A 19,561-nucleotide genomic window follows, 5' to 3' on the forward strand; every position below is an offset into this window, starting at 1 on the left:
CGAGCCTGCTCGCGATGAACGATTACACGGTTGCGCTGGCTGTACGTCACAGGCCTTTGCTATAGTGCGCGCGCTCTTTTGCGGGTAAACCCGACTAAAGCACTAGGTCTTATAGTTGACTTAAATGCTCGGGAATTGCATACTCCCGCCCATTCTGAACTCCGTGGTAACTGTCCATGCGACTGACTACAAAAGGCCGATACGCCGTGACCGCCATGCTTGACCTGGCGTTGCACGCGCAGCACGGGCCGGTGTCCCTGGCCGATATCTCCGAGCGCCAAGGCATCTCCCTGTCCTACCTCGAACAGCTGTTCGCCAAACTGCGTCGCAGCAACCTGGTTTCCAGTGTTCGCGGTCCCGGTGGTGGCTACCAGTTGTCCCGCGACATGCAGGGCATCCAGGTCGCCCAGGTAATTGATGCGGTGAACGAATCGGTCGACGCCACCAAGTGCCAGGGCCAGGGCGATTGCCATTCCGGCGACACCTGCCTGACCCACCATCTGTGGTGCGACCTGAGCCTGCAGATTCACGAATTTCTAAGTGGTATCAGCTTGGCTGATCTTGTGACTCGCCGTGAGGTGCAAGAAGTAGCCCAGCGTCAGGACCAGCGCCGTTGCAACAGCAAGGCGCCACGCCTGGACAAGATTGAAGCGTCCGCCGTCGAATGACCGCCAGAGAGCCCAACGGCACGCCAGCCCTGATTTAGGAGATAGTCCATGAAATTGCCGATTTACCTTGATTACTCAGCGACCACCCCGGTTGATCCGCGTGTTGCGCAAAAAATGAGTGAATGCCTGCTGGTTGACGGAAACTTCGGCAACCCGGCGTCGCGCTCCCACGTATTTGGCTGGAAGGCTGAAGAGTCGGTCGAAAACGCCCGTCGTCAGGTGGCCGATCTGGTCAATGCCGATCCGCGCGAAATCGTCTGGACCTCCGGTGCGACCGAGTCCGACAACCTGGCAATCAAGGGTGCGGCACATTTCTACGCCTCCAAGGGCAAGCACCTGATCACCAGCAAGATCGAACACAAGGCCGTTCTCGACACCATGCGCCAACTCGAGCGCGAAGGTTTCGAAGTGACCTACCTTGAGCCGACCGAAGACGGTCTGATCACTCCGTCGATGATCGATGCGGCACTGCGCGAAGACACTATCCTGGTGTCGGTGATGCACGTGAACAACGAAATCGGCACCGTCAACGACATCGCTGCGATCGGCGAACTGCTGCGCTCCAAGGGCGTGCTGTTCCACGTCGACGCCGCTCAGTCCACTGGCAAGGTCGACATCGATCTGCAGAAACTGAAAGTCGACATGATGTCGTTCTCCGCGCACAAGACCTACGGTCCTAAAGGTATTGGCGCGCTGTACGTCAGCCGCAAGCCGCGTGTGCGTATCGAGGCGACCATGCACGGTGGCGGTCACGAACGTGGCATGCGTTCCGGCACCCTGGCGACTCACCAGATCGTCGGCATGGGCGAAGCGTTCCGTGTGGCCAAAGAAGACATGGCCGCTGAAAACGTCCGTATCAAAGCCTTGAGCGACCGTTTCTACAAGCAGGTCGAGCATCTGGAAGAGCTGTACGTCAACGGCAGTCTGACCGCCCGCGTTCCGCACAACCTGAACCTGAGCTTCAACTACGTTGAAGGCGAGTCGCTGATCATGGCACTCAAGGATCTGGCGGTATCGTCCGGTTCGGCGTGCACCTCGGCGTCGCTGGAGCCTTCGTACGTACTGCGCGCCCTGGGCCGCAACGATGAACTGGCACACAGCTCGATCCGCTTTACCTTCGGCCGTTTCACCACCGAAGAAGAAATCGACTACGCCGCGCAGAAAGTCTGCGAGGCCGTTACCAAGCTGCGCGCTCTGTCGCCGCTGTGGGACATGTACAAAGATGGCGTCGATATCTCGAAAATCGAGTGGGCGGCACACTAACCAAAGAAGCCGCCGGGTACAGATCCTGTAGCGACGCGGCGGTTCACGCAGCGCAGTTGCAGGGTCTCAAGAGCGGCCCTGATGAGTGAGGATTGAGAATCATGGCTTACAGCGAAAAGGTCATCGACCACTACGAAAACCCGCGCAACGTCGGCAAGATGAACGCGGAAGATCCTGATGTCGGCACCGGCATGGTCGGCGCTCCGGCGTGCGGCGACGTGATGCGTCTGCAAATCAAGGTCAACGATCAGGGCGTTATCGAAGACGCCAAGTTCAAGACCTACGGCTGCGGTTCGGCCATCGCTTCCAGCTCCCTCGCCACCGAGTGGATGAAGGGCAAGACCCTGGACGAAGCCGAAACCATCAAGAACACTCAGCTGGCCGAAGAACTGGCTCTGCCGCCAGTGAAAATCCACTGCTCGGTACTGGCTGAAGACGCTATCAAAGCGGCTGTTCGCGATTACAAGCAGAAGAAAGGCTTGATCTGACTTTCTGGATCTGGCGACGAGTAAGGAGTCAACGATGGCTATCAGCATGACAGAAGCGGCTGCTCGGCACGTGCGGCGCTCCCTCGACGGGCGCGGCAAAGGTGAAGGGATTCGTCTGGGTGTTCGCACCACAGGCTGTTCCGGCCTTGCCTACGTGCTGGAGTTTGTCGACGAGGTGGTTGCGGAAGATCAGGTGTTCGAGAGTCACGGCGAAAAAGTGATCATCGACCCGAAAAGCCTGACCTACCTGGACGGCACCGAGCTCGATTTCGTCAAGGAAGGGTTGAACGAAGGCTTCAAGTTCAACAACCCCAACGTACGCGGTGAATGTGGCTGCGGCGAAAGCTTCAACATCTGAGGCTTGTCGTGGGTATTCCTTGTCATTTCGCTTTATTCGAGCTGCAACCGAGCTTCCGCCTGGATCTCGAGCAGTTGGCCACGCGCTATCGCGAGCTGGCGCGCGGGGTTCATCCAGACCGCTTCGCCGACGCTTCCGAGCGCGAGCAGCGTTCGGCGCTCGAGCAGTCGGCACGGCTCAACGACGCCTATCAGACGCTTAAGAGTCCAGCCCAGCGTGCGCGCTACCTGCTGAAAATCAGCGGGCATGAGGTGCCGATGGAAGTCACTGTCCACGATCCCGAGTTTCTTTTGCAGCAGATGCAATGGCGCGAAGAGCTCGAAGACCTGCAGGACAGTGCCGATCTCGAGGGGGTCGCGGTCTTCAAGCGTCGCCTCAAGGCCGCTCAGGAACAGCTCAATGAAAGCTTCGCAGCCTGTTGGGATGATGCAGCGCAGCGCGAACAGGCCGAACGCCTGATGCGGCGCATGCAGTTCCTCGACAAGCTCACCTACGAAGTGCGCCAGCTAGAAGAGCGCCTCGACGATTAACCCAGTGCTGCCCTGATTGCACGCCTGATAGACAGACAAGACCTGATTACCATGGCTCTACTGCAGATCGCCGAACCCGGCCAAAGTCCTCAACCGCACCAGCGTCGTCTGGCTGTCGGCATCGACCTGGGCACTACCAATTCGCTCGTCGCTGCGCTGCGCAGCGGTGTCTCCGAACCGCTGGCCGACGCCAGCGGGCAGGTCATCCTGCCGTCCGCGGTGCGTTATCACGCCGATCGCGTCGAAGTTGGCGAGTCGGCCAAGCTGGCCGCCGCCTCTGATCCTTTGAATACCGTGCTGTCGGTCAAGCGCTTGATGGGTCGTGGTCTGTCCGACGTCAAGCAATTGGGTGAGCAGTTGCCGTACCGCTTTGTCGGCGGCGAGTCGCACATGCCGTTCATCGACACGATCCAGGGCCCGAAAAGCCCGGTTGAAGTCTCCGCCGATATCCTCAAGGTCCTGCGTCAGCGTGCTGAGGCGACCTTGGGTGGCGAACTGGTTGGCGCGGTGATTACCGTTCCAGCTTACTTCGACGATGCTCAGCGCCAAGCCACCAAAGACGCGGCAAAACTCGCCGGTCTGAACGTGCTGCGTCTGCTCAACGAGCCGACCGCCGCTGCTGTGGCGTACGGTCTCGACCAGCACGCCGAAGGTCTGGTCGCTATCTACGACCTGGGCGGCGGCACTTTCGATATTTCGATTCTGCGCCTGACCGGCGGTGTGTTCGAGGTTCTGGCCACTGGCGGCGACAGCGCGCTGGGCGGCGATGACTTCGATCACGCGATTGCCGGCTGGATCATCGAGAGCGCCGGCCTGTCCGCCGATCTCGATCCGGGCGCACAACGCAATCTGCTGCAAACCGCTTGTGCGGCAAAAGAAGCCCTGACCGATGCAGCCAGTGTTGAAGTGGCGTATGGCGACTGGAAAGCCCCACTGACCCGCGAAGCCTTCGATGCGCTGATCGAACCGATGGTCGCGCGCAGCCTGAAAGCCTGCCGCCGCGCCGTTCGCGATTCCGGTATCGAACTCGAAGACGTGCATGCCGTGGTCATGGTCGGCGGTTCGACCCGTGTGCCACGTGTGCGCGAAGCGGTTGCCGAAGCCTTTGGTCGCCAGCCGCTGACCGAAATCGACCCGGATCAAGTGGTGGCCATCGGGGCCGCGATCCAGGCTGACACCTTGGCTGGCAACAAGCGCGATGGCGGCGAACTGCTGCTGCTCGACGTGATTCCATTGTCTCTGGGCCTGGAGACCATGGGCGGCCTGATGGAGAAGGTGATCCCGCGCAACACCACTATCCCCGTCGCTCGCGCTCAGGATTTCACCACCTATAAAGACGGCCAGTCGGCCATGGCGATCCATGTGTTGCAGGGCGAGCGCGAGCTGATCAGCGACTGCCGTTCGCTGGCGCGCTTCGAATTGCGTGGCATCCCGGCGATGGTCGCCGGTGCAGCGAAGATTCGTGTGACCTTCCAGGTCGATGCCGACGGTCTGCTCAGCGTCTCCGCCCGTGAGCTGGGTTCGGGCGTCGAGGCGAGCATCCAGGTCAAGCCGTCCTACGGCCTGACCGACGGCGAAATCGCCAAGATGCTGAAAGATTCGTTCCAGTACGCCAGTGACGACAAGGTCGCCCGCGTTCTGCGTGAGCAGCAAGTCGACGCCCAGCGCCTGCTCGAAGCGGTGCAGGGGGCTCTGGAGGCGGATGGCGAGCGTTTGCTCGACGCCGAAGAGCGCATGGTTATCGACCTGCAAATGCAGGAACTGGCCGAACTGATGAAAGGCACCGATGGTTATGCCATTGAGCAGCAGACCAAGCGTCTGTCGCAAGTGACCGATGCTTTTGCTGCCCGCCGCATGGATCAGACGGTTAAAGCCGCTCTGTCGGGGCGCAACCTGAATGAAATCGAGGATATCTGATGCCGCAGGTCATTTTTCTGCCCCACGAGAAGTTCTGCCCTGAAGGCATGGTCGTCGAGGCTGCGCCCGGCACGTCGATTCTCGAACTGGCCCACGAACACCACATCGAGATGGAAAGTGCCTGCGGCGGCGTCTGCGCCTGCACCACTTGCCACTGCATCATCCGCGAGGGTTTCGACTCGCTGGAAGAGGCCGATGAGCTGGAAGAAGACTTCCTCGATCGTGCCTGGGGTCTGGAAGCGCAATCGCGTCTGGCCTGTCAGGCCATCGTCGGTGAAGAAGACCTCACCGTCGAGATTCCGAAATATTCGCTTAACCATGCGGCCGAAGCGCCGCACTGACTGGTAAGACTGTCATGAGCTACGGTTGGAATGATGTTCAACGCATTGCCGAAGAGCTGGCCGAGGCCCACAAGGGCGTCGATCCGTACTCGGTAGGTTTCGTCCGCTTGCAGCAGATGATCCTTGAGCTGCCTGACTTCGATGCTACTTCTGGCCGGGTCGGCGAGAAGGTGCTCGAAGCGGTTCAGGAGCTTTGGGCCGCAGAATTGGACTGATCGTCTCGCAGGTTAGGCAATACCCAAGAACCCGCGTATAATTCGCGGGTTTAATTTTTCGCAAATTACCGTTTCTGGAGTTACACCATGGCTGTTCAACGTACTTTCTCCATCATCAAGCCTGACGCCGTTGCTAAAAACGTGATCGGCAAGATCACCACTCGCTTCGAAGACGCTGGCCTGCGCGTTGTAGCTTCGAAACTGAAGCAACTGTCCAAAGCCGAAGCCGAAGGCTTCTACGCTGAGCACAGCGAGCGCGGTTTCTTCGGTGACCTGGTTGCTTTCATGACTTCCGGTCCGGTTGTCGTTCAGGTTCTGGAAGGCGAAAACGCCATCGCTCGTAACCGTGAGCTGATGGGCGCTACCAACCCTAAAGAAGCTGCTGCCGGCACCATCCGTGCTGACTTCGCCGAGTCGATCGACGCCAACGCCGTTCACGGTTCGGACTCCGAAGCCGCTGCTGCTCGCGAAATCGCTTACTTCTTCGCAGCTACTGAAGTAACCACTCGCTAAGCATTGGCTTAAGAGTGAAGGTGAATCCATGACGACATCGACTGTGAAAACCAACCTGCTGGGTCTGACCCAGCCGGAAATGGAAAAATTCTTCGACTCAATCGGGGAGAAGCGTTTCCGTGCCGGTCAGGTAATGAAATGGATTCACCACTTTGGCGTCGATGATTTCGACGCCATGACGAACGTCAGCAAGGCCTTGCGCGACAAGCTCAAGGCCATTGCCGAGGTGCGTGGTCCGGAAGTGGTCAGCGAGGACATCTCCAGCGACGGCACCCGTAAATGGGTGGTGCGCGTGGCGTCCGGCAGCTGCGTCGAGACCGTGTACATTCCCCAGGGCAAACGCGGCACTCTGTGCGTTTCGTCCCAGGCAGGCTGTGCCCTGGATTGCAGTTTCTGCTCCACCGGCAAGCAAGGCTTCAACAGCAACCTCACCGCCGCCGAAGTCATCGGCCAGGTGTGGATTGCCAACAAATCTTTCGGCAGCGTCCCGGCCACCGTCGACCGTGCCATCACCAACGTGGTGATGATGGGCATGGGTGAGCCGCTGCTGAACTTCGACAACGTCGTCGCCGCCATGCATCTGATGATGGATGACCTCGGCTACGGGATCTCCAAGCGCCGCGTGACCCTGTCCACTTCGGGCGTGGTGCCGATGATCGATGAGCTGGCCAAGCACATCGACGTGTCCCTGGCGTTGTCCCTGCACGCACCGAATGACGCATTGCGTAACCAATTGGTGCCGATCAACAAGAAATATCCGCTTAAGATGCTGCTCGAGTCGTGCCAGCGCTACATGTCCGCCCTCGGCGAGAAGCGTGTGCTGACCATCGAGTACACCTTGCTCAAGGACGTCAACGACAAGCTTGAGCACGCGGTGGAAATGATCGAGTTGCTCAAGGATATCCCGTGCAAGATCAACCTGATCCCGTTCAACCCGTTCCCGCATTCCGGGTACGAGCGGCCAAACAACAACGCCATTCGCCGCTTCCAGGATCAGTTGCATCAGGCCGGTTTCAACGTCACCGTGCGCACCACCCGTGGTGAAGACATCGACGCTGCATGTGGTCAATTGGTAGGGCAGGTGCTGGATCGCACCCGTCGCAGTGAACGTTACATCGCTGTGCGTGAGTTGAGCGCCGACAGCGATCTGGCTCAGAACGCCACGAACACTCACTAAGAGAGGATCTCTATGTCCCTGCGCTTTGCGCTGCTGTTGCTGTTGGCCAGCCTGTGTGCTGGTTGTGTCCTGTCGGGTGACTACAACCCGATGAAGACCAGCAAGGGCCGCGATGAAGCGCGGGCTGCCTACGTGCAGTTGGGGCTGGGTTACCTGCAGCAGGGCATGACCGAGCGGGCCAAGGTGCCGTTGAAAAAGGCTCTGGAGCTCGACGACTCCGATCCTGATGCCAATGCCGCGCTCGGCCTGGTGTTTCAGTCCGAGATGGAGCCCCAGCTGGCCGACGAGCACTTTCGCAAGGCTTTGTCCTCACGTCCCGCCGATGCGCGCATCCTCAACAACTACGGCAGTTTTCTCTACGAAGAACAGCGCTATAAAGAAGCGTACGAGCGATTTGAACAGGCCGCCGCCGATACCCTGTATCCTGAGCGTTCGCGGGTGTTCGAAAACCTCGGCATGACCGCGGCGAAGCTGGGTCAGCGCGATCTGGCGCAGCAGCAACTGGAAAAAGCCCTGCGTTTGAACCGTCAACAACCGCGCGCGCTGCTGGAAATGGCTGAGTTGTCCTTCGAAGACAGGCATTATGTGCCCGCGCGTGACTTTTACGATCGTTTCAGCCAGTTGACCGAACAGAATGCCCGTAGTCTATTGCTCGGCGTTCGGCTGGCAAAAGTGTTTGAAGATCGCGACAAGGCCGCCAGTTACGGCCTGCAATTAAAACGACTCTATCCCGGTACGCCGGAATATCAGCAATACCTGTCGGAGCAATGATGAAAGCGGCGCATCCCGAAGTTGTAGCAGCGAATCGCGTAAACCCCGGTGAGACCCTGCGCCAGGCCCGCGAAAGCAATGGCTGGTCGCTGGCCGAAGTGGCCCTCAAGCTCAACCTCACCGTGACGTCCCTGAGCAATCTTGAAGCCGGCGCGTTCGACAAGCTGCCGGGGCATACTTTCGCCCGCGGTTACATTCGCGCCTACGCCAAATTGCTCGGCATGGACCAGGGCGTGCTGGTCCAGCAATTCGACCAGTCCACCGGCACCGATTCCCAGGGCAGCAATGTTCACGCCCTCGGCCGTATCGAAGAGCCGGTGCGGGTTTCCCACACCATTTTGCGTATCGTCAGCCTGCTGTTGCTGATCGCGGTCATCGGCGGCGGTTTCGTCTGGTGGCAGGATCAGACCTCGCTGCGCACCAAGGATCTGGCCGCTCTGGCACCGGAGCACGTCGAAGTTGAAGGCGCTGACGGCACCACACAGATTCATCCGATCGACGAGCCGGAAGACCAGGCTGTCGAAGAGAACCAGGCCGACAGCTCGACCGCGCTGGCGCTGCCACAATCCGAAACCAGCGCCGAATCGACCGGTGCCGAAACCACCGCGCCGGCCACCGCGCCAGCAGCACCGGCGGCTCCAAGCGTCGCACCGACCGCCCCGGCTCATACCCCTGCGCCAACCGTAGCCGCGCCCGCCGCTCCGGCGCCGAACGTCGCAACGCCAGCGCCAACCGTCGCCGCTCCAACCGCGCCCGTTGCGCCCGCGGCCAGCCCTGAAGCGGCTGCCCCGGTTGCCGGCGAAGGTCAGGTCCAGCTGCAGTTCAGCGCCGATTGCTGGGCACAGGTGACCGATGGCCGTGGCAAGGTGATTTTCAGCGGTCTGAAACATAAAGGCGACAGCGTGACCGTGGCTGGCAAGCCGCCGCTCAACGTTCGTCTGGGTGTCGCTCGCGCCGCACAGGTCAGCTACAACGGCCAGCCGGTCGACATCGCTCCGTTCACCAGTGGCGAGACTGCTCGCCTGAAGTTGGGTCAATAAGTCATGCACGGCGAATCTCCAATCAAACGTCGCGTTTCGCGCAAGATCTGGGTCGGCAACGTACCGGTGGGCGGCGACGCACCGATCGCGGTGCAGAGCATGACCAACAGCGACACCAATGACGTCGCCGCCACCGTTGCGCAGATCAACCGTCTGGAAGCGGCTGGCGTCGATATCGTCCGCGTTTCGGTGCCGGACATGGACGCCGCCGAGGCGTTCGGCAAGATCAAACAACTGGTCAAGGTGCCATTGGTTGCCGACATTCACTTCGATTACCGCATTGCCTTGCGCGTCGCCGAACTCGGTGTGGACTGCCTGCGCATCAACCCGGGCAACATCGGTCGTGAAGACCGAGTGCGTGCGGTGGTCGATGCAGCGCGTGATCGCGGCATTCCGATCCGCATCGGGGTCAACGCCGGCTCGCTGGAAAAAGACCTGCAAAAGAAATACGGCGAGCCGACGCCGGCGGCGCTGGTTGAATCCGCATTGCGTCACGTTGAGCACCTCGAACGCCTGAATTTCCAGGACTTCAAGGTCAGCGTGAAGGCCTCCGACGTGTTCATGGCCGTCGAAGCCTACCGTCTGCTGGCGAAAGAAATCGTCCAGCCGCTGCATCTGGGTATCACTGAAGCCGGTGGATTGCGTTCGGGCACAGTGAAATCCGCCGTCGGCCTAGGTATGCTGCTCGCCGAAGGGATTGGCGATACTATCCGCATCTCGCTGGCGGCCGACCCGGTCGAGGAAGTGAAGGTCGGCTACGACATTCTCAAGTCTTTGCATCTGCGTTCCCGTGGCATCAACTTCATCGCCTGCCCGAGCTGCTCGCGGCAGAACTTCGATGTGGTGAAAACCATGAACGAGCTGGAAGGGCGCCTTGAAGACCTGCTGGTGCCGCTGGATGTCGCGGTGATCGGTTGCGTGGTCAACGGCCCCGGCGAAGCCAAGGAAGCCCACATCGGCTTGACCGGCGGCACGCCAAACCTGATTTACATCGATGGCAAGCCGTCGCAGAAACTGACGAATGATAATCTGGTGGATGAGCTGGAACGGCTGATCCGCGAGAAAGCGGCCGAGAAGGTCGAAGCTGACGCTGCGGTTATCGCGCGCGGCTGATCGAACGAATTAAGGAATTTTTGTGAGCAAGTCTCTGCAAGCCATTCGTGGCATGAACGACATCCTGCCCGAACAGACCCCGCTGTGGCGTTATTTCGAGGGCACTGTTGCGCGTCTGCTGGACAACTACGGTTACAAGCAGATCCGCATGCCGATCGTCGAGTTCACCGAGCTGTTCAAGCGCTCGATCGGTGAAGTGACCGATATCGTCGAAAAAGAGATGTACACCTTCGAGGACCGCAACGGCGATTCGCTGACCCTGCGTCCTGAAGGTACTGCCGCGTGCGTACGCGCTGTGCTCGAACACGGCATCACCGGCGGCGGTCAGGTGCAGAAACTCTGGTACATCGGCCCGATGTTCCGCCACGAGCGCCCGCAGAAAGGCCGTTATCGTCAGTTCCACCAGATCGGTCTGGAGGTGTTCAACCTCGACGGTCCGGACATTGACGCCGAATTGATCATCATGACCTGGCGCCTGTGGGGCGAGCTGGGTATTCGTGATGCGGTCAAACTCGAACTCAACAGCCTCGGCACCAGCGAGTCCCGCGGGCGTTATCGTGAAGCGCTGGTCGAGTATCTCTCGGCGCACCACGACAAGCTCGACGAAGACAGCCAGCGCCGCCTGAAAACCAACCCGCTGCGCGTGCTCGACACCAAGAACGCCGACACTCAGGCGGTACTGGTCGATGCGCCGAAAATGGCCGACTACCTCGATGACGAGTCCCGTGCTCACTTCGAAGGTCTGAAGGCGCGCCTGGACGCGGTCGGCATTCCGTACGTGCTCAACCCGAAACTGGTGCGCGGCCTCGATTACTACAGCAAAACCGTTTTCGAATGGGTCACCGACAAACTCGGCGCCCAGGGCACCGTGTGCGCGGGCGGCCGTTACGATGGTCTGGTCGAGCAGATGGGCGGCAAGCCGACCACCGGCGTCGGTTTCGCCATGGGCATTGAACGTCTGGTGCTGATGCTCGAAACCCTTGAGCAGATCCCGGAAGAAATCTCCCGTCAGGTCGACGTCTACCTGTGCGCCTTCGGTGAGCAGGCTGAGCTGGCCGGTCTGGCGCTGGCCGAGCGGGTTCGCGATCAGCTTCCAAACCTGCGTCTGCAAGTCAATGCCGGCGCCGGCAGCTTCAAGAGCCAGTTCAAGAAAGCCGACAAGAGCGGTGCGCTGTACGCACTGATCCTCGGTGACGACGAGATGGCCCAGCAAGTGGTAGGTTTCAAACCCCTGCGTGGCCAGGGCGAACAACAAAGCATTGCCTGGGATGCGCTCGCCGCTCACCTGGCCACCTGCGTCGTGCAGGGTTGAAGCTGTCTTAACAGCCGATTTAGCGATTAAGGAGTATTGGGGTGTCGAGTACCGAAGACGAACAGTTGGCGGATTTGAAGGACTGGTGGACACGCAACGGCAAACCTCTGGTCACCGGCGGCCTGTTGGCGCTGGTCATCGTGTTCGGCTGGCAGGCTTATCACAAGTATCAGAGCAACCAGTCGCAAGGTGCCTCGGTGCTCTATCAGCAACTGCTGGAAACCACCCTGACGCCTGACGGCAAGCCAGACGCGGCGCGCGTTGCGGATCTGGCCGGCAAGCTCAACAGCGAATTCGGCGGTTCTGCCTATGCGCAGTACGGCAGCCTGTTCGTCGCCAAGGTCGCGGTGGACAGCGGCAAGCTGGACGACGCGGCCACCGAGCTGAAAGCCATCGTCGACAAACCGGCCAACCCGGCGCTGGGCGAGATCGCCCGTCAGCGTCTGGCGCAGGTATTGGGTGCGCAGGACAAGACCGAAGATGCCCTGAAACTGCTCGACGGCGATGCCGACAAAGCGTTCCTGGCCACTCGCGAAGAACTCAAGGGCGACCTGCTGGTGAAGCTGGGCCGCACTGACGACGCGAACAAGGCGTATCAAAAAGCCAAGGCGGCACTGTCGGATGAAGCGGCAGTCGGTGGCCTTCAAATCAAGCTCGACGACCTGGCCAAAGGGGATGCGTGACGTGATCCGTTGGAAGCATGCAGCATTGCTGGCTCTGGCCCTTCTGGCCGCGGGTTGCAGCAGCAACAGCAAGAAAGAATTGCCACCGGCCGAACTGACCGACTTCAAAGAAGAAGTGGTTCTGCAAAAGCAGTGGAGTCGTTCGATCGGTGACGGTCAGGGCGAAACCTACAACATGCTGGTGCCGGCGATCGATGGTGACACCATCTACGCCGCCGATGTCACTGGTGTGGTCATGGCCATGGATCGCAGCAATGGCGACGTGAAATGGAAACAGGACCTTGAACTGCCGGTTTCCGGCGCCGTTGGCGTTGGTTACGGTCTGGTGTTGATCGGCACCCTGCGTGGCGAAGTCGTCGCTCTGGACACCAGCAACGGTGAAGAGAAGTGGCGTGCACGGGTCAACAGCGAAGTCCTCGCGCCGCCGGCCAACAACGGTGACGTAGTGGTGGTGCAGACCCAGGACGATCGTCTGATCGGTCTGGATGCATCCACCGGTAATCAGCGCTGGGTGTATGACAGTACTCCGGCGGTACTGACCCTGCGGGGCACCAGTGCACCGCTGGTGACCAACCGCCTGGCGCTGGCTGGCCTGTCGACCGGTAAAGTGGTCGCCCTGGACATTTCCAACGGCGTGCCGGTGTGGGAACAGCGCATCGCCATTCCACAGGGTCGTTCGGAACTGGAGCGCGTGGTCGACATCGACGGCGGTCTGCTGCTGTCCGGCGGTACGCTGTACGTGGCCAGCTATCAGGGTCGCGTCGCGGCACTGGACGTGGAAAGCGGTCGTCAACTCTGGCAGCGCGACGCCTCGAGCTACGCCGGTATCGCTCAGGGTTTCGGCAGCGTCTACGTGAGCCTGTCCTCGGGCACCGTTGAAGGCGTCGATGAGCGTTCCACCACCGCATTGTGGAGCAACGATGCGCTGGCTCGCCGCCAGCTGTCGGCTCCGGAAGTGTTCTCCAGCTATGTTGCAGTGGGTGACCTGGAAGGTTATCTGCACCTGCTGAGTCAGGTTGACGGTCGTTTCGTCGGCCGTGAGCGCATCGACAGCGACGGCCTGCGTGCCCGTCCGCTGGTGGTGGGTGACACGATTTATGTGTATGGCAACAGCGGCAAACTGGAAGCCCTGACCATCAAGTAACAACTATGCTTGGGGTTAACCCCCAGGCGGCCCCGGATTCATGGGGCTTGCAGCGCTATCAGGCGTTGCCCCGAGCACCAGCCGCTGCCTCGCAGCGGCTTTTGTATTTTCTGAAATAACGAAGTGGAGAGCCGCATGGTTCCCGTAATCGCCCTGGTGGGCCGACCGAACGTCGGCAAGTCCACCTTGTTCAACCGCCTGACTCGGACTCGCGACGCCATCGTCGGCGACCTGTCCGGTCTGACCCGTGATCGCCAGTACGGTGAGGCCAAGTGGCAAGGGCGTTCCTACATTCTGATCGACACCGGCGGTATCTCCGGTGACGAACATGGTATGGACGAAAAAATGGCCGAGCAGTCGCTGCTGGCCATTGAAGAAGCAGACGTTGTGCTGTTCCTGGTAGATGCCAAGGCCGGTTTCACCGCCGCCGACCAGATGATCGCCGAACACCTGCGCAAACGTAACAAGCGTTCCCACGTGGTTGCCAACAAGGTCGACAACATCGACCCGGAGATGGCCCGCGCCGAATTTGCCCCGCTGGGCATGGGCCACGCGATCCCGATCGCCGGTGCCCATGGCCGTGGTATCACGCAGTTGCTCGAAGCCGCCCTGAGCGACTTCCCGCGTGATGATGACGAGCCGGCTGAAGGCGAAGAGGAAGAGATCGTTGCTGAAGGCGAGGAAGCCAAGCGCATTCCTGGCCCGAGCGAAAAAGACGGGATCAAGATCGCCATCATCGGCCGTCCGAACGTCGGTAAATCGACCCTGGTCAACCGCATGCTCGGTGAAGACCGGGTGATCGTTTATGACCAGCCCGGCACGACCCGCGACAGTATCTACATCCCGTTCGAACGCAACGAAGAAAAGTACACGCTGATCGACACCGCCGGTGTGCGCAAGCGCGGCAAGATCCACGAAGAAGTTGAAAAGTTCTCCGTGGTCAAAACCCTGCAGGCGATCAAAGACGCCAACGTGGTGATCTTCGTGATGGACGCCCGCGAAGGCGTGGTCGATCACGATCTCAACCTGCTGGGCTTCGCCATCGAGTCGGGTCGTGCGCTGGTCATCGCGATCAACAAGTGGGACGGCATGACGCCGAGCGAGCGCGACTTCGTCAAGGTCGAGCTGCAACGTCGTCTGTTCTTCGTTGACTACGCCGACATCCACTTCATCTCGGCACTGCACGGCACGGGCGTGGGCAACCTCTACGCTTCCGTACAGAACTCGTTCAAGTCGGCGGTCACCCGCTGGCCGACCAACCGTCTGACCCAGATCCTGGAAGACGCGGTAGGCGAGCACGCGCCACCAATGGTCAACAACCGCCGGATCAAACTGCGTTATGCGCACTTGGGTGGTGCCAACCCGCCGATCATCGTGATCCACGGTAACCAGATCGAGAAAGTGCCGAAGTCGTATGTGCGCTATCTGGAGAACACTTACCGTCGTGTGCTGAAGCTCGTCGGTACGCCGATCCGCATCGAGTTCAAGGGCGGCGAGAACCCGTACGAAGGCAACAAGAACACGCTGACCGACCGCCAGGTCAACAAGAAGCGTCGCTTGATGTCGCACAACAAGAAAGCCAGCAAGAAACGCCGCGACAAAAAATAAAACAGCAGCTTCAAGTTTCAAGCTGCAAGCTTCAAGTGAAAGCGGTAACGCAAAAAGGGCTCTGTAGGAGCCCTTTTTTTGTGGGCGAGGGTTTTTGCTTGCAGCTTGCAGCTTGACGCTTGAAACTTGCACATCACCTGCAAGGGGCTTCCGATGATCACCAGCAAGCTGCCGAATGTCGGCATCACCATTTTTACGCAGATGTCTCAGCTCGCGGCGCAGACCGGGGCGATCAACCTGTCTCAGGGGTTTCCGGATTTCGACGGCCCGCAGTCGCTGCGTGACGCAGTCGGTCGGCACATTGCCAGCGGCCATAACCAGTATTCGCCGATGACCGGCCTGCCGGCGCTGCGTCAGCAGATCGCCGCGAAGATCGCCCGCAGTTACGGCGCCACGGTCGATGCCGATCATGAAGTGACCGTGACGCCCGGTGCGACGCAAGCGATCTTCTGCGCCATTCAGGCGGTTATCCACAGCGGCGACGAAGTCATCGTTTTCGACCCGGCTTACGACAGCTATGAGCCGGCGGTGGAACTCGCCGGCGGCCGCTGCGTCCACGTGCAGTTGGGCCTGGAAGATTTTTCCATCGATTTCGATCAGCTCGGCGCAGCCCTGACTCCGCGCACACGAATGATCATTCTCAACACCCCGCACAACCCGAGCGGCGCGCTGATCAGTCGTGCCGAACTGGATCAACTGGCCGCGTTGATTCGTGATCGCGACATCTATGTGATCAGTGACGAAGTCTACGAACACCTGGTATTCGACGGCGTGCCGCATGTCAGCGTGCTGGCTCATGAGGAGCTGTATCAGCGCGCATTCGTGGTCAGCTCGTTCGGCAAGACCTATCACGTCACCGGCTGGAAAACCGGCTACGTCGTCGCACCGCCAGCGCTCACTGCCGAGCTGCGCAAGGTGCATCAATACGTGAGTTTCTGCGGTGTCACGCCGCTGCAATACGCACTGGCCGATTACATGGCCGAGCACCCTGAACACGTCGAAGAATTGCCGGGTTTCTATCAGGCCAAGCGCGACCTGTTCTGCGATCTGCTGGCGCCGTCGCGCTTCAGCTTCACTCGGGTCACCGGTACCTATTTCCAACTGGTCGATTATTCGCAGATTCGCCCCGACCTCAATGATGTCGAGATGGCCCTGTGGATGACCCGCGAGCATGGCGTGGCAAGTATTCCGGTGTCGGTGTTCTATCAGAATCCACCGCAGGGCCAGCGCCTGGTGCGCCTGTGCTTTGCCAAGCGCGAGGAGACGCTGCGTGAAGCGGCGGCAAAACTATGCGTGATCTGAGTGCATTGCCGGACCTGACCCTGGCGCTGATCCAGACCAGCCTGGCCTGGCATGACCGCCAGGCCAACCTCGAGCATTTCGAGGGACTGCTGGAGCAGGCGCGTGGCGCCGATCTGATTATCTTGCCGGAGATGTTCACCACCGGATTCTCGATGGAATCGGAAACCCTCGCCGAAGCCGAAAACGGCCCGACCAGCAAATGGCTACGGGTACAGGCAGCGAAACTCGACGCAGTGATCACCGGCAGCGTGATCATCCAGGCCGCCGACGGCAGCCACCGCAACCGCCTGCTGTGGGCGCGACCGGACGGCGAGGTGCTGCATTACGACAAGCGTCACTTGTTCCGCATGGCCGGCGAACACAACCATTACACCCCCGGCGAGCGTCAGGTGCAGTTCGAATTGAAAGGTTGGCGCGTTCGCCCGCTGATCTGTTACGACCTGCGTTTCCCGGTGTGGAGCCGCGATGCCCAGGACACCGACCTGCTGCTGTACACCGCCAATTGGCCTGGCGCGCGGCGTCTGCACTGGAATCGTCTGTTGCCGGCCCGGGCCATCGAAAACCTTTGCTATGTGGCGGCGGTGAATCGGGTCGGCAGCGATGGCAAAGGCTTCGCCTACACCGGTGACAGTCAGGTGCTGGATTTCCAGGGCGAGACGTTGCTGGCGGCGGGGGAGGCGGACGGGGTGTTCAAGGTGGTGCTGGAGGCGGCGCCGTTGGCGGCGTATCGCGAGCGGTTTCCGGCGAATCTGGATGCCGATACCTTCGAGTTCACTTAAGCCATTCATTGCCTGCGCTGGCCGCTTCGCGAGCAGGCTCGCTCCCACAGGGGAATGCAGCCGTGACGCTCCGCGTCACTGGACGCAGAGCGTCCCTTGAGGCATTCCCACGCGGAGCATGGGAACGATCGCATCTTTTTATCTTCAACAAAAAGGCCCCGGAGCTCACACTCCGGGGCCTTTCGCATTTCAGCAGTCGATTACGCCGCTTTTGCCTCTGGCTGGCTCAGCGAGCGGTTCAGTGCGCTGAACAGTGCCTTGAAGCTGGCAGTGGTGATGTTTTCATCGATACCCACGCCGTGCACCGCACGCTCACCGTTCACGCGCAGCTCGATGTAGGCCGCCGCTTTGGCATTGGTGCCGGCGCCAATCGCGTGTTCGTTGTAGTCCATGATTTCCACCGGAACCGGCAGGCCGGCGACCAGTGCTTCCAGCGCACCGTTGCCCTTGCCGCGCCAGTGCAGGTTGGTTTCGCCCTGACCCTTGCTCGCCACTTCCACTTCGACGGCGCTGTTGCCGTTTTCTTCCTGCAGGCGATGGCTGACCAGCGCGTACGGGGTGTTGGCTTGCAGGTATTCGCTGATCAACAGCGAGTGAATCTGCTTGGCGGTCATTTCCAGGCCGAGACGGTCAGTTTCACGCTGCACCACCTGGCTGAACTCGATCTGCATGCGACGCGGCAGGCTGATGCCGTATTCCTGCTCCAGCAGGTAGGCGATACCGCCCTTGCCCGACTGGCTGTTGACGCGAATCACCGCCTCGTAGCTGCGACCAATGTCGGCCGGATCGATCGGCAAGTACGGGACTTCCCAAAGAGCGTCCGGTTTCTGCTGGGAGAAGCCTTTGCGTATCGCATCCTGGTGCGAGCCGGAGAACGCCGTGTGGACCAGGTCGCCAACGTACGGGTGACGTGGGTGAACCTGAATCTGGTTGCACTCCTCAACCACTTTGCGCACGCCATCGATGTCGGAGAAATCCAGCTGCGGATCGAGGCCCTGGGTGTACATGTTCAGCGCGACGGTGACCAGGTCGACGTTACCGGTGCGCTCGCCATTGCCGAACAGGCAGCCTTCGACACGATCGGCGCCGGCCATCAGGCCCAGCTCGGTGGCCGCGACGCCCGTGCCACGGTCGTTGTGGGTATGCAGGCTGATGATCACGCTGTCACGACGGTTGATGTTGCGGCCGAACCATTCGATCTGGTCGGCGTAGACGTTTGGCGTCGCGCATTCAACGGTGGCTGGCAGGTTGAGGATCATTTTGTGCTCAGGCGTCGGGTTCCACACCTCGATCACCGCGTCACAGACTTCCTTGGCGAACTCCAGCTCGGTGGCGCTGAAGGTTTCCGGGGAGTATTCGAAGGTCCACTCGGTGTCCGGCTGCATCGCTGCGTATTTGACGAACAGCTTGGCCGCGTTGACCGCGATGGCCTTGATGCCGTCCTTGTCCTGATTGAACACGATACGGCGGAAGGACGGCGAGGTGGCGTTGTACAGGTGAACGATGGCTTTCTTCGCCCCGCGCAGGGATTCGAAGGTGCGCTCGATCAGGTCTTCACGGCCCTGAGTCAGCACCTGAATGGTGGTGTCGTCCGGGATGTGGCCTTCTTCGATCAGGGTGCGCACGAAGTCGAAGTCGGTTTGCGAAGCCGCCGGAAACGACGCTTCGATTTCCTTCACGCCCACTTGAACCAGGGTTTTCCAGAAGCGCAGCTTCTTCGCCGCGTCCATCGGTTCGATCAGCGACTGGTTGCCGTCACGCAGGTCGGAGCTGCACCAGATCGGCGCGGTGTCGATGGTCTTCGACGGCCAGGTGCGATCCGGCAGGTTGATGACGGGAAACGCGCGGTATTTCGAAGACGGGTCTTTGAGCATGCTCATCGGGAAATTCCTTGTTGTCTGGGCCGAAAAGAGGCGGCCTGCCGGTTGAACGAATGTTCTTGGAAAAGCGTAGGACGAGGCGCAGCGATTCAGCCTGGCAGTCGTGCGCTGACGAGGCACAGGCTGCGGTGCTGGCGAAGCTGAATGAGGGTGTGAGAGGTTTTCATGCCCTCAACCCTAACCGCGAGGGGGGAGGATGGCAAGCAGTCGAAAAAAATTGAGAGGAATTCTCGGAAAGCCGTGTTTTGCAGGAATTTATTGCGCTTAAGGCCTAGGAAGTTTTCGATGTTTGCGTGAGGCTAGATTGAGGCGCAATTGAATTTTTGAAAATTCATTGAGTATGGTGGTGTTTTATAGGCCGCCTTCGCGAGCAGGCTCGCTCCCACAGGGGATCTTTGTTGTGAATAAGATCCAGTGTGGGAGCGAGCCTGCTCGCGAAGAGGCCGGTCGCCTCAACAC

The 19,561-nt window shown here is 60.2% G+C and carries 20 protein-coding genes; 19 read left to right on the top strand and 1 reads right to left on the bottom strand.

From position 1 onward, the window contains the following. The first annotated feature begins 176 nt into the window (after nt 1-176). The 19 genes from iscR (at nt 177) to M0746_RS02495 (ending at nt 17,222) form a co-directional block, all read left to right on the top strand. Nucleotides 177-668, top strand: coding sequence for a Fe-S cluster assembly transcriptional regulator IscR (iscR, locus tag M0746_RS02405; RefSeq protein WP_003227911.1), 492 nt, complete (start codon nt 177-179; stop codon nt 666-668). A gap of 48 nt (nt 669-716) precedes the next feature. After that, a complete protein-coding gene (locus M0746_RS02410; protein ID WP_258448096.1) occupies nt 717-1,931 on the top strand; it encodes an IscS subfamily cysteine desulfurase in 1,215 nt (404 codons plus the stop codon). A gap of 101 nt (nt 1,932-2,032) precedes the next feature. Beyond that, a complete protein-coding gene (gene iscU / locus M0746_RS02415) occupies nt 2,033-2,419 on the top strand; it encodes a Fe-S cluster assembly scaffold IscU (RefSeq protein WP_003227907.1) in 387 nt (128 codons plus the stop codon). Between the two features lie 34 nt (nt 2,420-2,453). After that, nucleotides 2,454-2,777 (top strand): iron-sulfur cluster assembly protein IscA, encoded by a 324-nt coding sequence (gene iscA / locus M0746_RS02420; protein ID WP_010565230.1) that lies wholly within the window; start codon nt 2,454-2,456, stop codon nt 2,775-2,777. Between the two features lie 8 nt (nt 2,778-2,785). After that, nucleotides 2,786-3,307 carry a co-chaperone HscB gene (hscB, locus tag M0746_RS02425; RefSeq protein WP_186619860.1) on the top strand — a complete coding sequence of 174 codons (522 nt, stop codon included), beginning with the start codon at nt 2,786-2,788 and terminating at the stop codon, nt 3,305-3,307. 51 nt (nt 3,308-3,358) lie between these two features. Then, the gene (hscA, locus tag M0746_RS02430) at nt 3,359-5,224 is read left to right on the top strand and encodes a Fe-S protein assembly chaperone HscA (protein ID WP_258448097.1); all 1,866 of its coding nucleotides are present in this window, start codon (nt 3,359-3,361) and stop codon (nt 5,222-5,224) included. Then, nucleotides 5,224-5,565: an ISC system 2Fe-2S type ferredoxin gene (gene fdx, locus M0746_RS02435; protein ID WP_016773327.1), complete on the top strand. Its 342-nt coding sequence runs from the start codon at nt 5,224-5,226 to the stop codon at nt 5,563-5,565. Before hscA ends, fdx begins: the two co-directional genes overlap by 1 nt. 14 nt (nt 5,566-5,579) lie before the next feature. Further along, nucleotides 5,580-5,780, top strand: coding sequence for a Fe-S cluster assembly protein IscX (gene iscX, locus M0746_RS02440; RefSeq protein ID WP_258448098.1), 201 nt, complete (start codon nt 5,580-5,582; stop codon nt 5,778-5,780). An 87-nt stretch (nt 5,781-5,867) separates the two neighbouring features. Then, a complete protein-coding gene (gene ndk / locus M0746_RS02445) occupies nt 5,868-6,293 on the top strand; it encodes a nucleoside-diphosphate kinase (RefSeq protein ID WP_024014216.1) in 426 nt (141 codons plus the stop codon). Between the two features lie 28 nt (nt 6,294-6,321). Next, nucleotides 6,322-7,470, top strand: a complete 1,149-nt coding sequence (gene rlmN, locus M0746_RS02450; RefSeq protein WP_258448099.1) for a 23S rRNA (adenine(2503)-C(2))-methyltransferase RlmN — start codon at nt 6,322-6,324, stop codon at nt 7,468-7,470. Nucleotides 7,471-7,482: 12 nt separating this feature from the next. Then, the gene (gene pilW / locus M0746_RS02455; protein ID WP_090286029.1) at nt 7,483-8,241 is read left to right on the top strand and encodes a type IV pilus biogenesis/stability protein PilW; all 759 of its coding nucleotides are present in this window, start codon (nt 7,483-7,485) and stop codon (nt 8,239-8,241) included. Then, nucleotides 8,241-9,281, top strand: a complete 1,041-nt coding sequence (locus tag M0746_RS02460; RefSeq protein ID WP_258448100.1) for a RodZ domain-containing protein — start codon at nt 8,241-8,243, stop codon at nt 9,279-9,281. The genes pilW and M0746_RS02460 overlap by 1 nt, the downstream gene beginning before the upstream one ends. Before the next feature lie 3 nt (nt 9,282-9,284). Beyond that, nucleotides 9,285-10,394 carry a flavodoxin-dependent (E)-4-hydroxy-3-methylbut-2-enyl-diphosphate synthase gene (gene ispG / locus M0746_RS02465; protein ID WP_090286025.1) on the top strand — a complete coding sequence of 370 codons (1,110 nt, stop codon included), beginning with the start codon at nt 9,285-9,287 and terminating at the stop codon, nt 10,392-10,394. A 22-nt stretch (nt 10,395-10,416) separates the two neighbouring features. Next, nucleotides 10,417-11,706 (top strand): histidine--tRNA ligase, encoded by a 1,290-nt coding sequence (hisS, locus tag M0746_RS02470; protein WP_007964435.1) that lies wholly within the window; start codon nt 10,417-10,419, stop codon nt 11,704-11,706. Between the two features lie 41 nt (nt 11,707-11,747). Beyond that, nucleotides 11,748-12,389 (top strand): tetratricopeptide repeat protein, encoded by a 642-nt coding sequence (locus M0746_RS02475; protein ID WP_090286019.1) that lies wholly within the window; start codon nt 11,748-11,750, stop codon nt 12,387-12,389. Further along, nucleotides 12,382-13,533, top strand: coding sequence for an outer membrane protein assembly factor BamB (bamB, locus tag M0746_RS02480; protein ID WP_208939869.1), 1,152 nt, complete (start codon nt 12,382-12,384; stop codon nt 13,531-13,533). The genes M0746_RS02475 and bamB overlap by 8 nt, the downstream gene beginning before the upstream one ends. Before the next feature lie 135 nt (nt 13,534-13,668). Further along, complete coding sequence (gene der, locus M0746_RS02485) at nt 13,669-15,141, top strand: ribosome biogenesis GTPase Der (RefSeq protein ID WP_090286015.1); 1,473 nt, start codon at nt 13,669-13,671, stop codon at nt 15,139-15,141. A 153-nt stretch (nt 15,142-15,294) separates the two neighbouring features. Continuing rightward, a complete protein-coding gene (locus M0746_RS02490) occupies nt 15,295-16,443 on the top strand; it encodes a pyridoxal phosphate-dependent aminotransferase (protein WP_258448101.1) in 1,149 nt (382 codons plus the stop codon). Next, a complete protein-coding gene (locus M0746_RS02495; RefSeq protein ID WP_258448102.1) occupies nt 16,431-17,222 on the top strand; it encodes an amidohydrolase in 792 nt (263 codons plus the stop codon). Before M0746_RS02490 ends, M0746_RS02495 begins: the two co-directional genes overlap by 13 nt. Before the next feature lie 200 nt (nt 17,223-17,422). Here the strand turns inward: M0746_RS02495 and leuA are convergent, their stop codons facing one another. After that, entirely contained in the window at nt 17,423-19,102 is a 1,680-nt protein-coding gene (gene leuA / locus M0746_RS02500) for a 2-isopropylmalate synthase (RefSeq protein WP_090286008.1), read from the bottom strand. Between the last annotated feature and the right edge of the window lie 459 nt (nt 19,103-19,561).

It is taken from the genome of Pseudomonas sp. S11P7 (assembly GCF_023195435.1).
Classification (GTDB): domain Bacteria; phylum Pseudomonadota; class Gammaproteobacteria; order Pseudomonadales; family Pseudomonadaceae; genus Aquipseudomonas; species Aquipseudomonas fluorescens_G.

Excerpts from the sequence above, each read along its gene's own strand:
- ndk (WP_024014216.1), top strand. The coding sequence starts at position 5,868 with ATGGCTGTTCAACGTACTTTCTCCATCATCAAGCCTGACGCCGTTGCT.
- rlmN (WP_258448099.1), top strand. The coding sequence starts at position 6,322 with ATGACGACATCGACTGTGAAAACCAACCTGCTGGGTCTGACCCAGCCG.
- iscX (WP_258448098.1), top strand. The coding sequence starts at position 5,580 with ATGAGCTACGGTTGGAATGATGTTCAACGCATTGCCGAAGAGCTGGCC.
- M0746_RS02460 (WP_258448100.1), top strand. The coding sequence starts at position 8,241 with ATGAAAGCGGCGCATCCCGAAGTTGTAGCAGCGAATCGCGTAAACCCC.
- der (WP_090286015.1), top strand. The coding sequence starts at position 13,669 with ATGGTTCCCGTAATCGCCCTGGTGGGCCGACCGAACGTCGGCAAGTCC.
- ispG (WP_090286025.1), top strand. The coding sequence starts at position 9,285 with ATGCACGGCGAATCTCCAATCAAACGTCGCGTTTCGCGCAAGATCTGG.
- pilW (WP_090286029.1), top strand. The coding sequence starts at position 7,483 with ATGTCCCTGCGCTTTGCGCTGCTGTTGCTGTTGGCCAGCCTGTGTGCT.
- iscA (WP_010565230.1), top strand. The coding sequence starts at position 2,454 with ATGGCTATCAGCATGACAGAAGCGGCTGCTCGGCACGTGCGGCGCTCC.
- M0746_RS02490 (WP_258448101.1), top strand. The coding sequence starts at position 15,295 with ATGATCACCAGCAAGCTGCCGAATGTCGGCATCACCATTTTTACGCAG.
- hscA (WP_258448097.1), top strand. The coding sequence starts at position 3,359 with ATGGCTCTACTGCAGATCGCCGAACCCGGCCAAAGTCCTCAACCGCAC.
- bamB (WP_208939869.1), top strand. The coding sequence starts at position 12,382 with ATGCGTGACGTGATCCGTTGGAAGCATGCAGCATTGCTGGCTCTGGCC.
- M0746_RS02495 (WP_258448102.1), top strand. The coding sequence starts at position 16,431 with ATGCGTGATCTGAGTGCATTGCCGGACCTGACCCTGGCGCTGATCCAG.
- M0746_RS02410 (WP_258448096.1), top strand. The coding sequence starts at position 717 with ATGAAATTGCCGATTTACCTTGATTACTCAGCGACCACCCCGGTTGAT.
- leuA (WP_090286008.1), bottom strand. The coding sequence starts at position 19,102 with ATGAGCATGCTCAAAGACCCGTCTTCGAAATACCGCGCGTTTCCCGTC.
- fdx (WP_016773327.1), top strand. The coding sequence starts at position 5,224 with ATGCCGCAGGTCATTTTTCTGCCCCACGAGAAGTTCTGCCCTGAAGGC.
- iscR (WP_003227911.1), top strand. The coding sequence starts at position 177 with ATGCGACTGACTACAAAAGGCCGATACGCCGTGACCGCCATGCTTGAC.
- iscU (WP_003227907.1), top strand. The coding sequence starts at position 2,033 with ATGGCTTACAGCGAAAAGGTCATCGACCACTACGAAAACCCGCGCAAC.